This window comes from Rhodococcus gannanensis (assembly GCF_042681175.1).
In the GTDB taxonomy this organism is placed as follows: Bacteria; Actinomycetota; Actinomycetes; order Mycobacteriales; family Mycobacteriaceae; genus Rhodococcus_G; species Rhodococcus_G gannanensis.
In genome coordinates, this window is sequence record NZ_JBHUFB010000008.1 from 1 (window position 1) to 20,058 (window position 20,058).

Genomic DNA, 20,058 nt, shown 5'->3' on the forward strand with positions numbered 1-20,058 from the left:
GATGGTACTGCACTCGACAGGGTGTGGGAGAGTAGGACACCGCCGTACATAACATCAGGGGAAGCCCCGGAACCAGTGATGGTTCCGGGGCTTTTTCGCGTTTCGGGACCCACCCACCGGCCACCGGTCGGTTCGGCTGAACGTCACCTTCACCTCCTCCAACCGCATGAACGCCACGTTCAGCCACACGCGACGAGGTGGGCTGTGGCGGGGGAAGGGTGGGGCAGTCATATGATCGGGGCGTGGATCGACTGCTCGAGGCTATGGACGCGAACCTCGCCTCGCACGCATCCCACCTCCACCAGGCGCTGCCCGGAGCGCGAGTGCACGCGGCCGACGACCTGACCGTTGCCGCGAGCGGGATCGCCGACGACACCTTCAACCTCGTGTGCCGTGCCCGGTTCACCGCAGAGAGTGCGCCGCTGCGAATCGACGCGACCACCGAACTCGTCCGGAAATCGGGCCTCCCCTTCTCCTGGTGGGTCGGGCCTGCGTCGACGCCTGCCGACCTGACCGAGCTGCTCCCGCAGCACGGGTGGAACCCGCACGAATCCGAATCCGCCATGGCCGCACAGCTTTCGGATGTACCGCTACAGGTGCCGAGTGGCGACCTGCGTATCGAGATCGTGAAGGACGAGGTCGGCCTGCGCGACTACGCGGCACTCATGGCGGCGAACTGGACGCCGTCATCGCCGACCGTCCCGCTGTTCTTCGACGGCGTGGCGACCGCCGCCCTGTCGGCGTCGTCTGCCAGTTCCTTCGTCGTCGGATACGTGGGGAACAGGCCGGTCTGCGGCGCGGAGGTACACATCGGCGACGGCGTCGCCGGCCTGTACGGCGTCGTCACCCTCGACGACTACCGGCGGCGGGGACACGGAACCTCGGTGACCCTGTTCGCCCTGGACGTCGCACGGCGGGCCGGTGTCGAGACCGGCGTACTGCAGGCCAGCGATGCCGGCGAGTCGATCTACACCCGGATCGGATTCTCACGCGTCGGGTCGTACACCGAGTTCGCGCTCTGAAACCGGTCGTTCGCTACCCGGGGTATCGGACCCGGATGTGACGGCGCTATAGTTGCGGCATGCAACACAGTGTGTCCGTGGCGCTGGTGCACGATGAACTGGTGCACCTGGTCCGGCAACTGATGACCGGCGAACGGGCGGACGCCGACAGTCCGACGTTCGCGCAGCACTCCGTCCTCTCGTACGTCGACCGCAATCCCGGGTGTCGCGCCACCCAGATAGCCGACGCATTCGGAGTGCACAGGTCGACGGTCTCCCGGCAGATCAAGACGTGCGTCGACAGCGGGTGGGTCAGCGCCGACATCGGTCCCGTTCGCAGCGGACACCCACTGACCCTCACCTCCGACGGCACGCGGATCCTCGACGCCGCGAACAGAAGTCGGCAGGCCGAGGTCGCCGACCGGGTCCGGGACTGGCCAACCGGCGACGTCGACACGTTCGCCCGACTGCTGCACCAGTTCCGATCGACTGCACCGAATCCCGACAACCACACCCGCGGAGGCGACTCGAATGCGTGAATATGCGACCGCGCCCACCTTCACCATCAGTGACGACGACGCGCTCGTCCGGACCGTGTTCCGGCACGCTCGACAGACACCGGACCTCGTTCTGTTCTCACGGCCGCTGGGCGAGGACTGGGTCGACGTCACCGCAGCCGAGTTTGCGGAACTGGTCACCGGCGTCGCGAAGGGCTTGATCCAAGGCGGAGTCCAGGCGGGTGACCGGGTCATCCTGATGTCCGCGACCAGGTTCGAGTGGACCCTGCTCGACTTCGCCATCTGGGCGGCCGGCGCGGTGTCGGTGCCGGTGTACGACTCGTCGTCCCCGGAGCAGGTGCACTGGATCGTGGACGACTCCGGTGCGAGCGTCGCCGTCGTCGAGACCGCGTCCCACGCCCAGGCGTTCGCGGGAACCGACGTCCGGTTGCTGCAGATCGACGACGCCGCCATCGACACACTCCTCGCCTCCGGTGCGGACCTCGACGACACCGCCGTCGATCAGCGACTGAACGCGCTCCGCGCCGACGACCTCGCGTCACTCGTGTACACATCCGGGACGACCGGCCGCCCGAAGGGTTGCGTCCTCACGCACCGCAATTTCCTGTCCGAGGTGCGGGGCATCCTTGCGGCCAGCATCGGCGAGGTCGCGCAGCCGGGAAACCGGATGCTCACCTTCCTGCCGCTCGCGCACGTCCTCGCGCGGGCGGTGTCACTGGCGATGTTCGAAGCCGGTGGAGCGCAGGCACACTGGTCCGACTTCGGCACGATCGTCCCGCAGTTCGGACGGTATCGCCCGAACGTGATCCTCGGTGTCCCGCGAGTGTTCGAGAAGGTCAAGGACGGCGCGGCACAGCAGGCGTCCGCCGGCGGCGCCGTGAAGAAGCGGATCTTCGATTTCGCCGAATCAACGGCCGTCGCGTACAGCGAAGCCCTCGACACCGGGCGCGTGCCGATCATGCTGCGTCTCAAGCACTTCGTCGCGGACAAGCTCGTCTACTCGAGGCTGCGTGCCGTCCTCGGCGGCGAGTGCTGGTGGGCGATCTCCGGAGGCGGTGCGCTGATGCCGCGCCTCGGGCACTTCTTCCGCGGTGTGGGTGTCCCCGTCTACGAAGGCTACGGACTGACGGAATCGACAGCGGCGCACTGCGTGAACGTTCCGGGCGCGCAACGCATCGGCAGTGTCGGGCAACCAATGGGCGGAAACGCCGTCCGGATTGCCCCGGACGGCGAGATCGAACTCAGTGGCGGTGTGGTGTTCGGCGGCTACTGGAAGAACGACGCCGCAACCGATGCCGTCTTCGACGGGCCGTGGTTCCGAACGGGAGACCTCGGTTCGATCGACGAGGACGGGTACCTGACCATCACGGGCCGCAAGAAGGACCTCCTCATCACCGCCGGCGGCAAGAACGTGTCGCCGGGCCCGATGGAGGACCGGATGCGGTCGCACGAGCTCGTGTCGCAGGCCGTCGTCGTCGGGGACGGCAGGCCGTTCATCGGCGCACTCGTGACCCTCGACGCCGACGCTCTCGCGCGGTGGCGCGCCGCGAACGGTGAGGGCGCCGACGTGCGGGCGGCGGTGCAGACGGTGATCGACGACGCGAACTCGCTCGTCTCCCATGCCGAGGCGGTGAAGAAGTTCGTCATCCTCGACCACGACCTGACCGAGGAGAACGGTGCACTCACCGCCACCCTCAAGATCAAGCGGAACGTGGTGTCCGAGCGCTACCGCGACGAGATCGAGACGCTGTACAGCTAGCGAGACGGTGGCGTCGTCACCAGAGCCGGTACGCACGGTCCGAGACCGTGAAGCCGTGACCCGCCGAGCTCGAGCAGGTGACGCCCATCGTCTCGTCGACAGTGCACGTGAACCCCTGCACCCGCAGCGGCGAGCCGTAGGGCAGTGCCTTCGCAGGTGCATCGAAGCGGTGGAACGCGGGGTCGCCCGTGCTGACGAACTCGCCAGGACCCGAACCGGTCACCCTGATCGAGTTCGGCGCCACCGTGCCGGTACCACTCGCGGGATTCACGGTCGGCGCGTCCGGCGGCAGCGCGCCGTGGCAGCCGGCGACCGGATTCGGTGCGGTCACGACAGCGCACTCGAATTTCGAACTGGGACTGGTGAAGTAGTAGGACCCGTTGGCGGTTCCCATGTACTCCGCGACCTGAGCGGCCGGGGCCTGCGTGGTGGTCGCGGCTGTCGTCGTGACCGGCGGCAGAGTGCTCCGAGTGGGCGCCGACGTCTGCGTCGACGCGGTCACGGCGCCCGTGTCGTTCGCCGTCGGCGTGCCGTCGACGGCCTCACCGCACGCAGACAGGGACGCACCGAGGGCGACGGTGATCAGGGCACAGGTCCGGCGGGCGCGCATTGCGTCATCGTAGGTCTCCATGGCGCGGCAGGAATCGAACCCCCGAGATGCGGACTCCCCCGATCGTCGGGACGTGCGTCGCCACCACCCGGGCCTCGGAGGAGGCCGGGTACAGCTACCCTGCCGGACCCGATCGCGTGGTCCGTAGGATGCGCGGTTGAATCGGAACGAGAAGGAGACCACCATGGGGTTGATGGACGGGTTGATGGGCAACGCCGGGGCGATCGATCCCGCAGCCGCCACCAACGAGTTCGGCAAGCTGCTCGGGCACGGCGAGCAGATTCACGCTGCCTACCAGGTGGTGCGCGATTCGCTGCTCTTCACCAACCGCCGATTGATCCTCATCGACAAGCAGGGCATCACCGGCCGCAAGGTCGAGTACCACAGCGTTCTCTACAAGTCGATCACCCAGTTCTCCGTCGAGACGTCGGGATCGTTCGACCTCGATGCCGAACTGAAGATCTGGGTGTCGGGAAGCTCGATGCCGATCCAGAAGCAGTTCTCCAAGAGCGCGAACATCTACGAGGTGCAGGCGATGCTCGCCCACTTCATCGCCGGGTAGGCGATCCACTTCGCGCGGTTGTCCTGATTCGACGGACACACCGGATCGGGACAACCGTCGCGGCCTGTCACAGCGCATCGCGATCGCGAACTCTGTCACGAGTAGCCCAGGATTCTCAGCCTGACTTGGTACCTTGGCGAACGAGATGATGCGGGCCGAAGGGAGGCTTCCGTGCAGATCGACGACGATGCAACAGTGGGCGCGACGGACGACGCCACCGTGCGCGTGAGCGGCGGTGACGTACGAGGACACCGGGCAGGCGAGCTGCTCGTGTGGAAGGGCATCCCCTACGCCTCGGCGGGTGAGGAGCGCCGCTTCCGCAGCGCGCTCCCCGTGACCGGCTGGGACGGTATTCGGGACTGCACCGACTTCGGTCCGATCGCGCCGCAGGCCAAGGCGATGCAGGTGCCGATGGATCCGAACATGATCCAGGCCGAGGACTGCCTGTCCCTCAACGTGTGGGCACCGCGTCCGGACGGCGTTCCTCGCCCGGTTATGGTGTGGATCCACGGCGGCGCCTACTGCGTCGGTGCCTCCTCCCAAACGGTGTACGACGGTCGCCGGCTCGCCGAGGCCGGCGACCTGATCGTCGTCACGATCAACTACCGGCTCGGTGTGTTCGGCTTCCTCGACCTGTCCTCCTTCGGTGACGGGTTCGAGTCCAATGTCGGTCTGCGCGACCAGATCACCGCCCTCGAATGGGTCCGCGACAACATCGCCGCATTCGGCGGCGACCCCGGCGCCGTCACCGTGTTCGGGGAGTCGTCTGGGGCCGGATCGATCACCACACTGATGACGTCGCCGCGCGCCGAGGGACTCTTCCACCGGGCGATCGCGCAGAGCGCGCCGGCGACATCGGTGTACGGCGCCGACCGTGCCGCCGCGGTCGCGACCCGCTTCCTCGAACTCGCCGGAATCGAGCCGACCGAGGCGGGCACGCTCCTCGATCTGCCGTTCGAGGAACTCACCAAGATCGGCGACAAACTGCTCGACGAGGTGATCACCTCGGTGCCCGGCACCCTCGCGATGGCACCCGTCGTCGACCGTGACCTGGTGCCGAAGTACCCCGTCGCCGCCTTCCAGAAGGGGCTCGCGCACAAGATCCCGCTGATCATCGGGACCAACAAGGACGAGGCGTCGATCTTCCGGCTCACCCGGTCGCCGATCATGCCCGTCACCGCCGACACCGTGAACCAGATGTTCACGGCGATCGCCTCCGATCACCCCGACATGCCACCGACGAAGATCGCCGACATCGTCTCCGCGTACCCCGACTTCGCGAAGTCGTCGGGTGCGATGGCCGTGTCGAGGGACGCCGCGTTCCGGATGCCGTGCACCTGGATCGCCGACGCCCACTCACAGCACGCGCCAACGTGGGTCTACCGCTTCGACCACGCGACGCCGATGCTGCGCGCCGCCCGCGTCGGTGCCAGTCACGCAACCGAATTGCCCTATGTGTTCGGCAATTTCGGCACCCTGAACGTGGACCCCACCTTCTGGCTCGGAGGGCGCAAGGTCGCGACGGAGGTGTCCGGCCGGGTGCAGCGACGCTGGCTCGCGTTCGCCGCACACGGTGTTCCCGCCGCCCTCGACGGGTCCAAGCACTGGACCCCGTACACCGGGGAGGCCCGGTTGACGCTGATCATCGACAAGACCGACACCGTCGTCTCCGACCCCGAACACGACCTGCGCGCCGCATGGGGAACCCAGGTGATGGGCTTCAGCTAGCCGCTTCGCACCTGTGCGTGGTTTTGGTAGTGGGAACTACCAAAACCACGCACAGGTCCGGTCAGCGCAGTGCGTGCAGTGCGTCGACCAGCGGCGCGAGTTCCGGCGTCGCGCGGGCGCTCTCCAACGACGCCTCGAGCGTCGCGTCGTGGGTGGGTCGGGCACGGTCGAGCAGCGCCCGCCCCGCCTCGGTGACCTCGGTGTAGATCCCGCGGCGGTCGTCCTCGCACAGGTAGCGGGCAAGTAGTCCGCGGTCCTCCAGCCGGTTGACGAGCCGCGTCGTCGCGCTGCTGCTCAGGGCTGCCGCGCGGGCGAGCTGCGCCATGCGCATGTGCCAACCGTCCTGCCTGCCGAGCGCATCGAGGACGGTGAACTCGACGACCGAGAGGTCGTGTTCGCGTTGCAGGGCGCGTTCGAGTTCGGTGTCCAGCAGTCCGTGCAGGGCGGCGAGCGTTCGCCAGCCCTTCGCGCGTACCTCGACGGCGTCATCCGCGATCCCCACAGTGACCTCCTCACACCTGTGCCGCCCAGTGTACCGGCTTGCGCGGGTAGTCGGCGCGTGCAACTATTTATGGCGCGCCTGCAACTACTGCATGCGCGTCATATCTGCTCAAGCAATCGAATGTGAGGATTTCGGATGCCACTCGGCCTGCTCGCCCTGGCCCTCGGAGGCTTCGGTATCGGACTCACCGAGTTCGTGATCATGGGACTACTACCGGAGGTCGCCGGCGACTTCGGCGTCACCGAGGCGACCGCCGGGCACCTGATCTCCGGCTACGCGCTCGCCGTCGCAGTCGGCGGTGTCGTACTGACCGCAGCCGCCGGACGGTTCGACCGCAAGCGGGTACTGATGGGGCTGCTCGTCCTGTTCATCGCCGGCAACGCGCTCAGCGCACTCGCACCCACCTATGACGTGATGCTCGCCGGCCGCATCGTCGCGGCCCTCTGCCATGGTGCGTTCTTCGGAATCGGCGCGGTCGTCGCCGCCGACCTCGTCGCGCCCGGCAAGCGGGCGGGCGCCATCGCGATGATGTTCACCGGACTGACCCTCGCCAACGTGCTCGGTGTGCCGATGGGAACCTTCATCGGCCAGCAGTTCGGATGGCGGTCGACGTTCTGGGTCATCACCGCGATCGGCGTTGCCGCGCTGATCGGAATCGCGACGCTCGTGCCCGCCTCGGCGGGGCGCGGCGCAACCGGTGGCCTGCGCACGGAGCTGCGCGCCTTCCGCTCGCCGCAGGTGTGGTTCTCGATCGCGATCACCATCCTCGGGTTCGGCGGCATGTTCGGCGCGTTCACCTACATCGCGTACACGCTCACCGAGGTCGGCGGGTTCGCGTCCACGACGGTGCCGTGGCTGCTGGTGCTGTTCGGTGCCGGGCTCGTCCTCGGCAACACCCTCGGCGGTCGCGCCGCCGACCGGGCACTGACCGCCACCCTCGTCACGACCCTCGTCGCGCTTACGGCGGTGCTGGTCGTGTTCGCATCGACCGCCGACAGCAAGCCGGCCACCGTGGTGTCGCTCGTCCTGATGGGCGCCTTCGGTTTCGCCACCGTCCCCGGGTTCCAGATGCGGATCATGAACCACGCGGCCGCGGCGCCGACGATGGCGTCGGGTGCCAACATCGCGGCATTCAACGTCGGCAACGCCCTCGGTGCCTGGCTCGGTGGACTCGCGATCGCCGCGGGCCTCGGCTTCACGGCACCCATCTGGATCGGCGCCGGTGTCACCGCGGCGGGGCTCCTGGTGCTGCTGATCGCGACGGCGGTCGAGCGGCGGTCGACGACCTCCCGGCTCGAGGCGGGACGGGAGGTGCCGATCGCCGCCTGACGGGGGCTCACCCGTCGACGGCGCCCTCCGCGGACGTCCACAGTGGTGCAACCTCGTCGTCGAGCTCGCGCAATGCGGGTAGCGCGACGCACACCGCAGCGATCACGCACACCGGAACCGCCAGCGCGATCGCCGTCGCGGTCAGGCCCGCGGCGTCGATCAGCGGGCCTGCGAGCATGTAGCCCAGCGGGCCGGCCGCATAGGCGGTGGACGTCATCACGCCGACGACCCGTCCGCGCATGTGCTCGGGGGAGCGGGTCTGCATGGCGTAGTTCGCGATCGGGCCCACCGGCCCGTACACGAGGCCGATCACCGCGGCGATGGCGAGCATCGCCCACAACGGCGGGAGGAACGCGAACGCGACCATGCACGCGCCGAGCACCGCGACCGCCACCAGCATCACCGTGCGGCGACGCACCCGCGCGGCCAGTGCGCCGTAGCCCAGCGCACCGACCACACCACCCAGGCTCATCGCCATCAGCACCCAACCCAGCTGCGCCGGCTGCCCGAGATCGGTGAAATACACCGGAAGCAGAACACTTTCGATCGGCATGTACAGCGCCACGATCGCCATGTCCACCAGCGCGAGGGTGCGCAGGAGGCGGTTGCGCCACACGAACTTCAGGCCCTCGAGGGTGCCGGACCACATCGACGACGGACGCGCGTCGCGGTGGGGGACGCCCGCTCCCTCCAGTTTCAGGAACGCGATCACCGCGATGGATGCGAGGAAGCACGCCGCGGTCACCCACAGGGTGTTCACCGGTCCGACCGTCGCGATGAGGACGCCGCCGATACCCGGGCCGACCAGGTACGCGACGTTGAAGTTCGCCTCGTACACGCTGTTCACGCGGTCGATCGGCCACTGCGCCGCCCGCGTCGCAGCAGGCAACATCGCCTCACGGGCGGACATGCCCGCCGGATCGAACGCGGCGCCGAGCGCGGCGAGCGCGGCGATCAGCGGGACCGACAGTCCGACGGTGGCCGCGGCCAGGGGGATCAACGCCACCGACACCGCCGACAGTGCGTCGGACACCAGCGAGGTGGGGCGGCGTCCGAAGCGGTCGACCACGGTCCCGGAGAACAGCGATGACAACAGCAGCGGCAGAGTCGCGGCGCCGGCGACGACCGCCGCGTCGGTGGCGCGGCCGGTCTGCTGGAGGACCAGCCAGGGCAGGGCGACGATTGTGATGCCGTTACCCGTCGCCGACAGCAGGACCGCCAGATTGATCAGGATCAGCGGCAGGTGGCGTCGGGTGTCGGTGACCGTCGAGGTGCTCATGTCAGGGCTCTTTCACGGAGGAGACATGACTCGACGCTAGCCGCACCGCCTGCGGTCGCGCGACCGAATTTGCATCCCTCAGCCGAGCACGGCGGAGATCTCGCCGGCCGTCACCTTCGCGAGGTCGACGAGGAACGGGATCCGCTGATCGATCATCAGGTCGACCGGGCCACGCAGCCCGAGGGCGAACCGCACCCGGTCGGCGTCGCCGCAGATCGGGACGCCGATCGTGCGGAATCCGTGCTCGAGTTCCTCGTCGTTGAAGGCGTAGCCGCGTTCGCGTGTCAGAGCCAGTTCCTTCCCCAGTTCCGCCGGGCCGGGTACCGAACGCGCCGTACCGGTTTCGTACGGCAGTCGCGCCAACTCGTCGTCGGTGGTCGGCGCCCACGCCAACAGGACCTTGCCGAGCGCGCTCGCGTGCAGTGGCAGGCGCAGACCCTGCAGATCGTTCCCGTCGGCCTCCCGCCAGCGACTGGTTCCGAGTAGGACGGCGTCGTTCCCGTGCCGGGTGGCGATCGACGCGCTCGCGCCGGTGATCGTCGCGAGCTCCTCGAGATGCGGCTCGGCGAGGTGGATGCGGTGCTGCCGATACGCGATCTGCCCGTACTCGGCGAGCGCCCCTCCGAGGCGGTAGCGGCTGGTCGCCTCGACGCGGTCGAGGAACCCGGTCTCGACGAGGGCGGCGAGAAGCCGATGGGTGGTGCTGACGGCGAGCCCCTGCCTGCGTGCGACCTCGGAGACGCCGAGTTCCTCGCCGCTGCGGAAGCATCCGAGCACCGCGAGCGCGCGCGTCAGCGACTGGAGCGAACCGGTGGGGCGGGATTCGGACGACACGCGGTGAAGCTAGCACAGGATGGGCGCCGGTCCAGGTCTCTGTTTTCCGTGGAACGGAAAGAACCCGGGGGGCGCAGCCCAGTGACTGCCGAGGATCCTGCTGGTAGTTGGCGGGGTGATCACCGTGAATCACCGATGTTCGCCGCCGTCAACCTTTCCGATCAGTGGAAAGCAATGGCTGGGCAGCGGCGAGAGAGCGCCCTAGCGTCGACGCCATCGTCCCCACCCCCGACAGGAGTCGAATTCGATGTCACCCACCCGCCGACTGCACCGGACCCGCGCCGTGCTCGCGATCCTCCCCGTCGTCGCACTCGTCGCCGCGTGTGGATCCGGCGGGGACGACACGACCGAGGCTTCCTCCGGCAGCGAACCCACCTTCGTCCTCAAGGTCACCGACGTCGGCAACGCCGGCCCGCTCGCGGTGGCCAAGCGGGACGGCACCTTCGACGAGGCGCTCGCACCCCTCGGCGCGAAGGTCGAATGGGTCAACGCGCCACCGGCATTCAGTGCGAACCTCAAGCTGTTCAACGCCGGCCAGCTCGACGTGTCAGGTGGCGCCTACAGCCCCGTCGTCGGCGCGCTGTCCAAGGACGTCGGCGTGCGGATCATCGCCGTCGCCGACCCCGTCGACCAGGACCAGGCCGGCATCCTCGCCTCCCCGGACTCCGGAGTGACCCAGGTGAAGGATCTCGTCGGCAAGCGCATCGCCGTCAACCCCGCGGGTAAGGGCGAATACATCACCCTGAAAGCCCTGAAGCAGGCCGGGATTCCGTTCGATCAGGTCGAGCGGGTTCCCCTGCAGCCGTCGGACGCCGCCTCCGCGTTCTCCACCGGTCAGGTCGACGCCTGGGCCTCGTTCAACGATCCGTACGCGGAGGCGAAGGCCCGCGGTGGCGTGGAGATCGCCACCGAGGCGAGCATCGACTCGACCGACAACACGATCGTCGCGTTCCGGACCGAGGTGCTCGAGCAGCGCCCCGACGTCGCGGCGAAGTACCTCGAGACACTGCAGCAGCTGACCGAACGCCAGCGCGCCAACCCGGAGGACTTCCAGAACGTCTTCGAGACGGCAGGCCCGCGCGCACTGTCGGGCGACCGGCTCGAGCGCGCCATCGACCGAGGCCGCCGCGCATCGGTGCCGCACTACCCGACCGCCGATGACGCCGAGGACCTGCAGGAGGTCGCGGACCTGTTCTACGCGAACGGCGTCATCACCCGCGCCGTCACCGCCGACGACGTCTTCTACCCCCTGCAGGAGAAGCTGGCGCAGGCCCCGACGTCCACGACCCCGGTGAACTGACATGGCGATCCTGAACCCGACCCGCGCCCCGAGCGGCGACGAACGCACCGAGTCCGCAACACTCGAACTCGAGACGCCGCGGCACCGCGCCGGCCGCCGCCGCCCACGATGGGTCTCGATTCCGCTGCGCTTCCTGGTTCCGGCCCTGATCGTCGCGGTCTGGTGGATCGGGTCGGCGACCGGCGCCATCCCAGAGGAGATCCTCGCGGGACCGCCGAAGGTGTGGACCGCCTTCACCGAGCTGTACCAGACCGGACAGCTGGTCGACTTCTCGCTGGCCTCGTTCAAGCGGGCCGCCCTCGGCGTGCTGCTCGGAGTGACGATCGGCCTCGTCCTCGGGGTCCTGTCCGGACTGTCGAGTCTCGGCGAGGAGCTGATCGACTCCACCATGCAGATCAACCGGGCGATCCCGTTCCTCGCGCTCGTTCCGCTGTTCATCGCCTGGTTCGGCATCGACGAGACCTTCAAGGTGCTGCTGATCACCGTCGCCACGGTCGGCCCGATGTATGCGTACACCTATCTCGGAGTCCGCAACGTCGACCGCAAGATGGTCGAGGCTGCACAGAGTTTCGGACTGCGTGGACCGCGTCTGGTCGTCGAGGCGATCCTGCCGGCGGCGCTGCCCGGTGTGCTGATGGCGCTGCGCATCTGCCTGTCCATCTCCATCACCGGACTGATCGCCGCCGAGCAGGTCGGCACCCGCGAAGGCATCGGCTACCTCGTCACCCTCGCGCAGGAGTACAACCGCACCGACTACATGGTGCTGTGCGTCGTCCTCTACGCGCTGCTCGGCCTGGTGTTCGACGGGATCGTCCGGATCATCGAACGATTCGCGATGCCGTGGCGTGGACAGGTGGCGATCCGATGAGCCCCGAGGCGCCGCTGCCACCGCTCGCCACCCGCGCACCCACCGCCGCGACCGCGAACGACCGCCGCGCCGGACAGCCCGTCGCCGTGTCGATCACGGGACTGCACAAGGCATTCGGCGACAAGATCGTCCTCGACGGCGTCGACCTCGAGATCCGGCGCGGCGAGTTCGTCGTCCTGCTCGGCCCCTCGGGCACCGGCAAGACCACGCTGCTGCGCCTGCTCACCGGTCTCGAGAAGCCGGACTCCGGACAGGTTCTCGTCCCGTCCCGGCGCACCACCGTGTACCAGGAGCCGCGACTGATCCCGTCCAAGCGGGTCCTGGGCAACGTCACCGTCGGGCAACCCCGCACGACCGAGACGCGTGACCGCGCCACCCGGGCGCTCGCCGAGGTGAACCTCGACGGCAAGACCCGGCAGTGGCCGGCGACCCTGTCCGGGGGCGAGGCGCAGCGCGTCGCGCTCGCCCGCGCACTGGTGCGCGAGCCCGAACTGCTGCTCCTCGACGAACCGTTCGCCGCCCTCGACGCCCTCACCCGGCTCCAGATGCAGGACCTCGTCGGGGACCTCGTCGCCCGGCACCGGCCCGCGGTGCTGCTCGTCACGCACGACGTCGACGAGGCGGTCCGGCTCGCCGATCGGGTCCTGATCCTCAACGAAGGCCGCTTCGCCGTCGACACCGACATCGACCTCGCCCGTCCCCGCGACCGCACCGACCCGGAATCGCTGCGCTACCGCGCGGCTTTCCTCGCCGAGCTGGGTGTCGGCCGCACCACCGCCTCCACGACCACCTAAGGAACACGAGATGACTGCCGTAGCCGACACCGTCCTCGACACCCTCTGGTACACCCGCTGCCCCGTGCCCACCGCCAGCGGACTCGCACACAGTCTCGGCTGGTTGGGCGACACCGCGGCCGACGCCGGGGTCGGTCTGGGAGTGTTGCAGGATGCAGGCCCCGAGCTGGCGCCACGCCACTTCGACCACCAACTGCTGGGCCTGATCCGCGAGGGCGGCAACGTCCCCGCGCTCGCCGCTCGTGCCGAGGGTTCCCCGACGCGGCTGATCGGCCTGACCTGGATCGACGAGGCACAGGCGATCCTGGTCGCACCGGACTCTCCCGCCTCCGGCCCCGCAGATCTGGCGGGGCTGCGGATCGCGGTTCCGGCGTGGGCGCAGGACAGGGCCCGCAGCTTCCCCCGAGCGATGGCGCTGCACGGCTTCGCGAGCGCCCTGCGGCTCGGTGGCCTGACCCTGGCCGACGTGCGGCCCGTCGAGGTCGAGGTCGAACGCAACCCGCAGGTGCGTACCGAGGCCTCGTCCGGCCGCAGGGTCACGACCTGGGGCGTCGACGCGTTGCTCGCCGGCGACGTGGACGCGATCTACGTCAAGGGCGCTCGCGCTCAGGAAGTCGCTCGCGAGCACGGTCTGCGCGTCGCAGTGGACCTCGACGCGACCGAGTCGAAGCGGTTGCGCGTCAACAACGGAACCCCGCGTCCGATCACCGTGCACGCCGAACTGCTCGAGACCCGGCCCGAGCTGGTCGTCGGGTTCCTCGCGCAGACATTGCGCGCCGCGGACTGGGCCGCCGACAACCTCGACGAGGTCCGCGCCGTCCTCGCCCGCGAAACCTTCTCCGGCGCAGCGGGTGTGGAAGCCGCCTACGGCGACTCGTTCCACCGCGGCCTGCACCCGACCCTCTCGGCGGACCGACTGGAGCTGCTCGACATCCAGAAGCAGTTCCTCTACACCCACGGCTTCCTGGCCGCGGACTTCGACCTCGCCTCGTGGGTCGCGCCGGAGCCACTGGAACAGGCGAAGGCGCTGCTCACCGCCGACGGAAAGGTGGGATCGTGACCGAGTTCCTGTGGGAGGTACCGGTCCGCGGCGACGGACGGCACGTCGACACCGCCTCCACCCGCCGCGACGGGTTCGACTTCCTCGACCAGGTCGTCCTCGCCGCCGAACTGTCCGGACTCGACGGCATCGTCGTGCCCTACGATCCGGCGGGGGAGGAGTCGTGGGTGGTCGCCGCGTCGGCGCTGCGGCAGACGCGTCACGTCCGGGTGGGGGTGGAGTTCCATCCCGCGTTCGGGACCCCCGTGTACGCGGCCAAGCTGTCCGCGACGCTGCAGCGACTGTCGAGCGGCCGACTGGACTGGCGACTGCAGGTCGAGACCGACGCCGCCGACGCCGCCGCTCGCGGCGACCGGGTGACCGACTCGGACCGCTACCGACGGGCCGCCGAATTCCTCACCGTCGCCCGCGGGGTGTGGAACGAGCAGCAGGTACTGCCCGGCCGCTTCGGCGGCACCGGCTTCGAATTCGGCGGCGACTACTACGACGTCACGGACGGCGGGTTCCGCGGCATCCTGTCCGGACTCCCGTTCCCCACCGTCCACCTCACCGGCGACTCGCCCGAGGCGCTCGCACTGTCGGCGCAGCACGGCGACGTGCACCTGTTCGACGACCGGCCCGGCGTCGACGACGCGGCGGCGACATTGCGGGCAGCCGCGAGCGGACACGGACGGACCGTCCGCACCGGTCTGGCCCTGCCCGTCGTCGCGCGGGAAACCGAGGACGAGGCATGGGCCCGTGTCCTGCGGCAGTGGCGAGAGGTGCATCCCGGCGCCGGGGAGTCCGACGTCCGTGCCCTCGCCGGCGACGGTGCCCGCTGGACCGGCTTCGACCGCATCGGGTACCGCCGGAGTGCCGGACTCGTCGGCAGTTACGAGCAGGTGGCGCAGGCACTCTCGCAGTACCGCACCCACGGGTTCGAGGTGTTCGAACTCACCGGGCATCCGCACATCGAGGAGCTGCACCGGGCCGGCGAGCACCTCCTGCACCTCGTCGACCCCGCCGGTCGCACACTCACCACGGAGAGCCACGCATGAGCACCGACTTCTACTGGCGGATCGGGATGGAAGGCGATCACGCGTCGCTGCGGACCCCCCGCCGCTACAACCGCGGCCACGCCGGCGGGCACGGGCCGGGCAACATCGCACCCGCCATCCGGCGCGGCGAACTCGACGGCTACAGCTACATCGACCACATGGCCGCCGTCGTGAAGGCCTCGGAATCCGCCGGATTCGTCGGTGGGCTGCTGCCGTCGTTCCCGATCACCGAGGATCCCTGGGCCACCGCGTTCGCACTGGCCCGCGAGAGCGACACCTACCGCTTCATGGTGGCGTTCCAGCCCGGGTTCCTGCACCCGGTGCAGGCGGCCCGGATGTCCGCGAGCCTGCAACGTGCCACCGGCGGCCGCCTGGTCTACAACATCATCAGCGGCGGCGGCGGGGCACCTCAGTTGTGGTGGGGCGACAAGGTCGCGCACGACGACCGCTACGCCCGCACCACGGAGTTCCTCGACGTCCTGCGCGGAGTCTGGGACGGAACCCCGTTCGACTACGACGGCCGCTTCTTCCGCACCGACGGCGCCGCGCTCCCGCCGCTGCTCGCGGGGCAGCCGTTCCCGGAGGTGTACTTCTCCGGGTCGTCCGGTGCCGCCGTCGCCGCCGCGGGCAGGCACTCCGACTACTACCTGTCCTGGCTCGAACCGTTCGCCGACCTGCGCGCCAAGTTCGACGGTGTCCGTGCGCACTCCGAGAAGATCGGCCGCACACCGAAGTTCGCGGTCCGCATCGACATCGTCGCCCGGCACACCGAGGAGGCCGCGTGGGCGGAGATCGAGAAGGGGTGGGCGTTCGTCGACCGCGACGCCGCCAACCGTGCCGCCCAGGGTGACTCGGTCGGCGCCGCCCGGATCGCCGGCTGGGTGCCCGAGACCATCACCGGCTACCGCGACCTCGAGGTCCAGCCGAACGTCTGGTGCGGGTTCAGCCTCATCCGCGGCGGCCCGGCATTCGGACTCGTCGGCAGCTACGAGCAGGTCGCCGAACGTCTCGACCAACTGATCGACCTCGGTGTGGACGCCTTCATCCTCGCCGGTAACCCCCACCTCGAAGAGGCCTACCGCGTGGGCGAGGAGGTGTTGCCGCTGCTGCGCAACACCACACCCACCCCGGTCCGCACGAACGCCCGATAGGAGAAACCCATGACCACCACCGAGACTCGCATCAGCCCGGCCGTCGATGCCTTCGTCGAGGACGCCCGCCAGGCGGCCGACACCGCGTTCCGGGTGTTCCGCGACACCGGCACCGTCTCCGCCAACGGCACCGTCAACTTCGTCGAGCGGGTGCCCGGCGAGGAACTGGCCGTCGCGCTCAACGAGCCCGGCCCGTGGGCGCAGGACCGCAGCGCCAAGCCGATTCTGGCGACCTTCGACGGCGAGGTCCTCTCCGGTGACGGACCGGCCGGGTTCGTCACCGGGTACGCGAAGGTGTTCCGGAAGCACCCGGAGATCACCTCGATCGTGCACGTGCACACCCCCTGGCTCGGCGGCTTCGCCCAGACCCACCGCACGCTGCGCATCAAGTACGCGGCCTCCCAGCGCCTCACGCTCTCCCGCGACATCCCGCCGCACATCGACCGCAGCCAGTCGCCCGGCGACTTCATCCTCGACCGTCTCGTCGACGATCCGGACCTCGTCGCGATCTTCGAGGCCAACGGCGGCGTCAACGTCATTGGTCGCGCGGGCCTGCTCGAACTCGCGAAGTTCGTCGTCCTCCTCGAGGAGGGAGCCCAGTACCAGGCGATCGGTGAACTCGTCGGCGGCACCGTCGACTTCGACAAGACCAACCTCGTCGCGCAGTGGGGCCGCAGTGGCCTCCTCGACGAGGCCCGCCGCCGCGGACTCGTCTGAGCACCGGCCTCGATCAGGAGATTTCGATGACGATCCGTGTCGGGTACTTCCCGAACAACAACTCCCTCTTCGTGTTACGCCACACCGGTCTGCTCGAGGAGCGGCTGCCCGACGTCGAGTGGGTCGATCTGCGTGACCTGCCCGCTTCGCCGACGGTCGATCCTCGGACCGCGCTGCCGAGCCTGCACTCCGACTGGTTGTTCGAGACCGGTGGCTACGACATCATCGGCACCGGCTTCACCCCGCCGATCACCGGACTCGGACAGGGCCGCGACCTCGCCTACATCGGCATCTCCGGCCCCAGGGTGGAGAACGGGCGACTTGTGAGCCTCGCCGACTCCGGCATTCGCACCGCCGCCGACCTGCGCGGCAAGCGGGTCGGCATCGCCCACGGCTCCTGGCAGACCACGCTCGTGCTCCTCGCCCTCGACCGCGTCGGGCTCACCTGGTCGGACATCGTGCCGGTCGACGTGGACGTGAACGCAGGCGGGGCGGCGCTGCTCACCGGCGAGCTCGACGCCTGGGTGGGCGCCTATCCCGGCCTGGCCGGCGTCGAGGCGCAGGCGCGGCTGCACACCCTCGTCGACACCGACGGGCTCTTCAGTCATCCGTCGCTGTGGTTCACCAGGCGGGAGTTCGCCGAGAACCACCGGGCGGAACTGGAGGCGATCGTCGCGGCACTGCAGGAATCCGACGCCGCGATCGTCGCCGACCCGCGCGCGGCGGCCCGGTACTTCGTGGACGACGCCGAACGGCGCGGCGGGACCGCCGATCCGGACCGGTGGGAGGACGCGTTGCGCGGCAGGCCCTTCGGCATCGGTCCCGTCACCGACGAGTTCCTCGACGAGCAGCAGCGCGCCGCCGACCTGCTGCATGCCAACGGGCTGCTGCCGAAGACAGTCGACGTCCGGGACGCCGTTGTGCCGTGGATCGGTGATGTCGTCGCGGCGACACAGGCCGTCGCGGCGAGCTGACCCGCGGGCCGGGCTCAGTGGCCGGCGGGCTCGACTCCCAGGCGCTCGCATGCCGCCTGGTACAGCGCGACGACCTCGACGCGGATCGACGCGCGGTCGGTGACGGCGCCGAGCCACGGCACCCGCACCGTCCGCTCGGCGCCGTCGACGACGGCCAGCCACTCCCCGGCCTCGGTGTCGAGGCCGGTCATCGTCGCCGACGTCGCGCCGGGATCGGCGTAGGCGCGGACGATGGTGAGGTTGTCGTCGGCGTGGTCACCGTTCATGTGCCCGGTGACCGCGGCGACGACAGCGTCGTCGAAGCTGCTCATGCGCGCCATCCTAGGCTCCCGATCTGTGCGCGACGTGCACGCCGACCCGGGTGCACATCGCGCACGGACGCCGCGCCGCACCTAGGCTCGTGGCATGACGCGCCCCCGGATCGACGTCGACTACACCGTCTTGGACTGCCCCGACCCGGCCGCACTCGCCGGGTTCTACCGCGACATCCTCGACTGGCGGATCGTCCGCACCGACGACGACTGGTACGTCCTGCAGGGGCCCGGTGAGTTGCGGCTCGCGTTCCAGCTCGCCCCCGACTTCACGCCGATCGACTGGCCGGCGCAGGGCGTGAAGGTGCACCTCGACCTCACCGTCGACGACCTCGACGCCGCCGAACAGTGGGTCCTCGACCACGGCGCCCGGCTCGTCGAGGGAGGCGAGGCGCATCCGACGTTCCGCGTGTATCGCGACCCCGCCGGTCACCACTTCTGCCTCTGCGCATGCCTCTGAGCGGTCTGCATCGACCCTTGAACGAACGTTAGAACAGTTCCGTTAGCATCGGTCATGACAGCGCGGACGCAACGCGACCGCACGGAACTCGACAAGGCGGTCACACGGTGAAGAAGTACGTCCCCACCTGGCACGACGACGAGGTGCGTGCGCTCTCCGAGCTTGCCGCCGGATTCTTCGACCGCGAGATCGTCGCCCACATCGAGAAGTGGGACGCGCAGCACCGCATCGACCGCGAGGTGTGGCTCGAGGCCGGCAAGCTGGGCCTGCTGTGCTGCTCGATCCCCGAGGAGTACGGCGGCGGTGGCGGCACGTTCGCGCACGACCTCGCCGTGTTCGAGGCGCAGGGTTACGCGGGCGACCTGGCCTTCGGCGTCGCCGTGCACAGCGGCATCGTGCCGCACTACATCCTCGAGTACGGCACCGAGGAGCAGAAGAAGACGTGGCTGCCCGGCATGGCCACCGGTGAGATCATCGGCGCGATCGGCATGACCGAGCCCGGCGCCGGATCCGACCTCAAGGCGATCAAGACCACCGCGGTCCGAGACGGCGACGAGTACGTCATCAACGGATCGAAGACGTTCATCACCAACGGCTCCTCCGCCGACGTCATCGTCATGGCGGTCAAGACCGACCCGAAGGCCGGCGCCAAGGGCGTCTCCATGGTCATCGTCGACCTGCGGGACCAGCCCGGGTTCGCGGTCGGACGGGTGCTCGACAAGGTCGGCCAGCTCGCCGCCGACACCTCCGAACTGTCCTTCACCGACGTCCGGATTCCGGTGTCGAACCTTCTCGGCGACGTCGAGGGCCAGGGCTTCGGTCAACTGATGGCCCAGTTGGTGCAGGAGCGGTTGATCATCGGCGCGCAGGCATCCGGCGCGATGCGACGCGCGATCGACGACACCGTCGCGTACACGAAGGGCCGGGAAGCGTTCGGGCAGAGCCTGTTCGAACTCCAGAACACAGCCTTCGAGCTCGCCGAGTGCCAGACCATCGCCCGCACCTGCGAGGTCTTCCTCGACCACTGCATCCAGTCGCACCTGCGCGGCGAACTCGACGGTGCCGAGGCCGCGATGGTCAAGTACTGGCTCACCGACAAGCAGTGCGAGGTCGTCGACCGGTGTGTGCAGCTGCACGGCGGCTACGGCTACATGCGGGAGTACCTCATCGCCCGCATGTACCAGGACGCCCGGGTGCAGCGCATCTATGCCGGTGCCAACGAGGTGATGAAGAGCATCATCGCCAAGGCGCTCTGACGGATTCG

The 20,058-nt window shown here is 69.2% G+C and carries 21 protein-coding genes; 16 read left to right on the forward strand and 5 right to left on the reverse strand.

Annotated features, from left to right (window positions below; genetic code table 11):
• Window positions 1-242 precede the first annotated feature (242 nt).
• The 3 genes from ACFSJG_RS05805 to ACFSJG_RS05815 are packed head-to-tail and all read left to right on the forward strand — an operon-like array spanning window position 243 to window position 3,278.
• Window positions 243-1,022: a GNAT family N-acetyltransferase gene (locus tag ACFSJG_RS05805; protein ID WP_378484267.1), complete on the forward strand. Its 780-nt coding sequence runs from the start codon at window positions 243-245 to the stop codon at window positions 1,020-1,022.
• Window positions 1,023-1,081: 59 nt separating this feature from the next.
• Window positions 1,082-1,540, forward strand: coding sequence for a MarR family winged helix-turn-helix transcriptional regulator (locus tag ACFSJG_RS05810; RefSeq protein WP_378484268.1), 459 nt, complete (start codon window positions 1,082-1,084; stop codon window positions 1,538-1,540).
• Complete coding sequence (locus ACFSJG_RS05815; protein ID WP_378484269.1) at window positions 1,533-3,278, forward strand: AMP-dependent synthetase/ligase; 1,746 nt, start codon at window positions 1,533-1,535, stop codon at window positions 3,276-3,278. The genes ACFSJG_RS05810 and ACFSJG_RS05815 overlap by 8 nt, the downstream gene beginning before the upstream one ends.
• Window positions 3,279-3,294: 16 nt before the next feature.
• On the opposite strand, the gene ACFSJG_RS05820 is transcribed toward ACFSJG_RS05815, so the two are convergent.
• Window positions 3,295-3,888, reverse strand: a complete 594-nt coding sequence (locus ACFSJG_RS05820) for a hypothetical protein (protein ID WP_378484270.1) — start codon at window positions 3,886-3,888, stop codon at window positions 3,295-3,297.
• Between the two features lie 184 nt (window positions 3,889-4,072).
• Here ACFSJG_RS05820 and ACFSJG_RS05825 point away from each other — a divergent pair, with 184 nt between their 5' ends.
• Window positions 4,073-4,450: a PH domain-containing protein gene (locus ACFSJG_RS05825; RefSeq protein ID WP_378484443.1), complete on the forward strand. Its 378-nt coding sequence runs from the start codon at window positions 4,073-4,075 to the stop codon at window positions 4,448-4,450.
• A gap of 171 nt (window positions 4,451-4,621) precedes the next feature.
• Window positions 4,622-6,178, forward strand: coding sequence for a carboxylesterase/lipase family protein (locus ACFSJG_RS05830; protein WP_378484271.1), 1,557 nt, complete (start codon window positions 4,622-4,624; stop codon window positions 6,176-6,178).
• 61 nt (window positions 6,179-6,239) lie between these two features.
• On the opposite strand, the gene ACFSJG_RS05835 is transcribed toward ACFSJG_RS05830, so the two are convergent.
• Window positions 6,240-6,680: a MarR family winged helix-turn-helix transcriptional regulator gene (locus ACFSJG_RS05835; RefSeq protein WP_378484272.1), complete on the reverse strand. Its 441-nt coding sequence runs from the start codon at window positions 6,678-6,680 to the stop codon at window positions 6,240-6,242.
• A gap of 135 nt (window positions 6,681-6,815) precedes the next feature.
• Between ACFSJG_RS05835 and ACFSJG_RS05840 the strand changes: the two genes are divergently transcribed.
• Window positions 6,816-8,009 (forward strand): MFS transporter, encoded by a 1,194-nt coding sequence (locus ACFSJG_RS05840; RefSeq protein WP_378484273.1) that lies wholly within the window; start codon window positions 6,816-6,818, stop codon window positions 8,007-8,009.
• A gap of 7 nt (window positions 8,010-8,016) precedes the next feature.
• On the opposite strand, the gene ACFSJG_RS05845 is transcribed toward ACFSJG_RS05840, so the two are convergent.
• Both ACFSJG_RS05845 and ACFSJG_RS05850 read right to left on the reverse strand, forming a co-directional pair.
• Window positions 8,017-9,288: an MFS transporter gene (locus ACFSJG_RS05845; RefSeq protein WP_378484274.1), complete on the reverse strand. Its 1,272-nt coding sequence runs from the start codon at window positions 9,286-9,288 to the stop codon at window positions 8,017-8,019.
• A 78-nt stretch (window positions 9,289-9,366) separates the two neighbouring features.
• A complete protein-coding gene (locus tag ACFSJG_RS05850) occupies window positions 9,367-10,122 on the reverse strand; it encodes an IclR family transcriptional regulator (protein WP_378484275.1) in 756 nt (251 codons plus the stop codon).
• Window positions 10,123-10,369: 247 nt separating this feature from the next.
• Between ACFSJG_RS05850 and ACFSJG_RS05855 the strand changes: the two genes are divergently transcribed.
• The 8 genes from ACFSJG_RS05855 to ACFSJG_RS05890 are packed head-to-tail and all read left to right on the forward strand — an operon-like array spanning window position 10,370 to window position 18,023.
• Window positions 10,370-11,422, forward strand: coding sequence for an NrtA/SsuA/CpmA family ABC transporter substrate-binding protein (locus ACFSJG_RS05855; RefSeq protein ID WP_378484276.1), 1,053 nt, complete (start codon window positions 10,370-10,372; stop codon window positions 11,420-11,422).
• A 1-nt stretch (window position 11,423) separates the two neighbouring features.
• On the forward strand, window positions 11,424-12,290 hold the full coding sequence (locus ACFSJG_RS05860; RefSeq protein WP_378484277.1) for an ABC transporter permease: 867 nt from the start codon (window positions 11,424-11,426) through the stop codon (window positions 12,288-12,290).
• Window positions 12,287-13,084 (forward strand): ABC transporter ATP-binding protein, encoded by a 798-nt coding sequence (locus tag ACFSJG_RS05865; protein WP_378484278.1) that lies wholly within the window; start codon window positions 12,287-12,289, stop codon window positions 13,082-13,084. Before ACFSJG_RS05860 ends, ACFSJG_RS05865 begins: the two co-directional genes overlap by 4 nt.
• A 10-nt stretch (window positions 13,085-13,094) precedes the next feature.
• Window positions 13,095-14,144: an ABC transporter substrate-binding protein gene (locus ACFSJG_RS05870; RefSeq protein WP_378484279.1), complete on the forward strand. Its 1,050-nt coding sequence runs from the start codon at window positions 13,095-13,097 to the stop codon at window positions 14,142-14,144.
• Window positions 14,141-15,181, forward strand: coding sequence for an LLM class flavin-dependent oxidoreductase (locus ACFSJG_RS05875; RefSeq protein ID WP_378484280.1), 1,041 nt, complete (start codon window positions 14,141-14,143; stop codon window positions 15,179-15,181). Before ACFSJG_RS05870 ends, ACFSJG_RS05875 begins: the two co-directional genes overlap by 4 nt.
• On the forward strand, window positions 15,178-16,332 hold the full coding sequence (locus tag ACFSJG_RS05880) for an LLM class flavin-dependent oxidoreductase (protein WP_378484281.1): 1,155 nt from the start codon (window positions 15,178-15,180) through the stop codon (window positions 16,330-16,332). The genes ACFSJG_RS05875 and ACFSJG_RS05880 overlap by 4 nt, the downstream gene beginning before the upstream one ends.
• 9 nt (window positions 16,333-16,341) lie before the next feature.
• The gene (locus ACFSJG_RS05885) at window positions 16,342-17,049 is read left to right on the forward strand and encodes a class II aldolase/adducin family protein (protein WP_378484282.1); all 708 of its coding nucleotides are present in this window, start codon (window positions 16,342-16,344) and stop codon (window positions 17,047-17,049) included.
• Window positions 17,050-17,075: 26 nt separating this feature from the next.
• Entirely contained in the window at window positions 17,076-18,023 is a 948-nt protein-coding gene (locus tag ACFSJG_RS05890; RefSeq protein ID WP_378484283.1) for an ABC transporter substrate-binding protein, read from the forward strand.
• A 14-nt stretch (window positions 18,024-18,037) separates the two neighbouring features.
• Here the strand turns inward: ACFSJG_RS05890 and ACFSJG_RS05895 are convergent, their stop codons facing one another.
• Window positions 18,038-18,334 (reverse strand): DUF2470 domain-containing protein, encoded by a 297-nt coding sequence (locus ACFSJG_RS05895; protein ID WP_378484284.1) that lies wholly within the window; start codon window positions 18,332-18,334, stop codon window positions 18,038-18,040.
• A gap of 94 nt (window positions 18,335-18,428) precedes the next feature.
• Here ACFSJG_RS05895 and ACFSJG_RS05900 point away from each other — a divergent pair, with 94 nt between their 5' ends.
• Both ACFSJG_RS05900 and ACFSJG_RS05905 read left to right on the forward strand, forming a co-directional pair.
• Entirely contained in the window at window positions 18,429-18,794 is a 366-nt protein-coding gene (locus ACFSJG_RS05900; RefSeq protein ID WP_378484285.1) for a VOC family protein, read from the forward strand.
• Window positions 18,795-18,901: 107 nt separating this feature from the next.
• Window positions 18,902-20,050: an acyl-CoA dehydrogenase family protein gene (locus tag ACFSJG_RS05905; RefSeq protein ID WP_378484286.1), complete on the forward strand. Its 1,149-nt coding sequence runs from the start codon at window positions 18,902-18,904 to the stop codon at window positions 20,048-20,050.
• Window positions 20,051-20,058 lie beyond the last annotated feature (8 nt).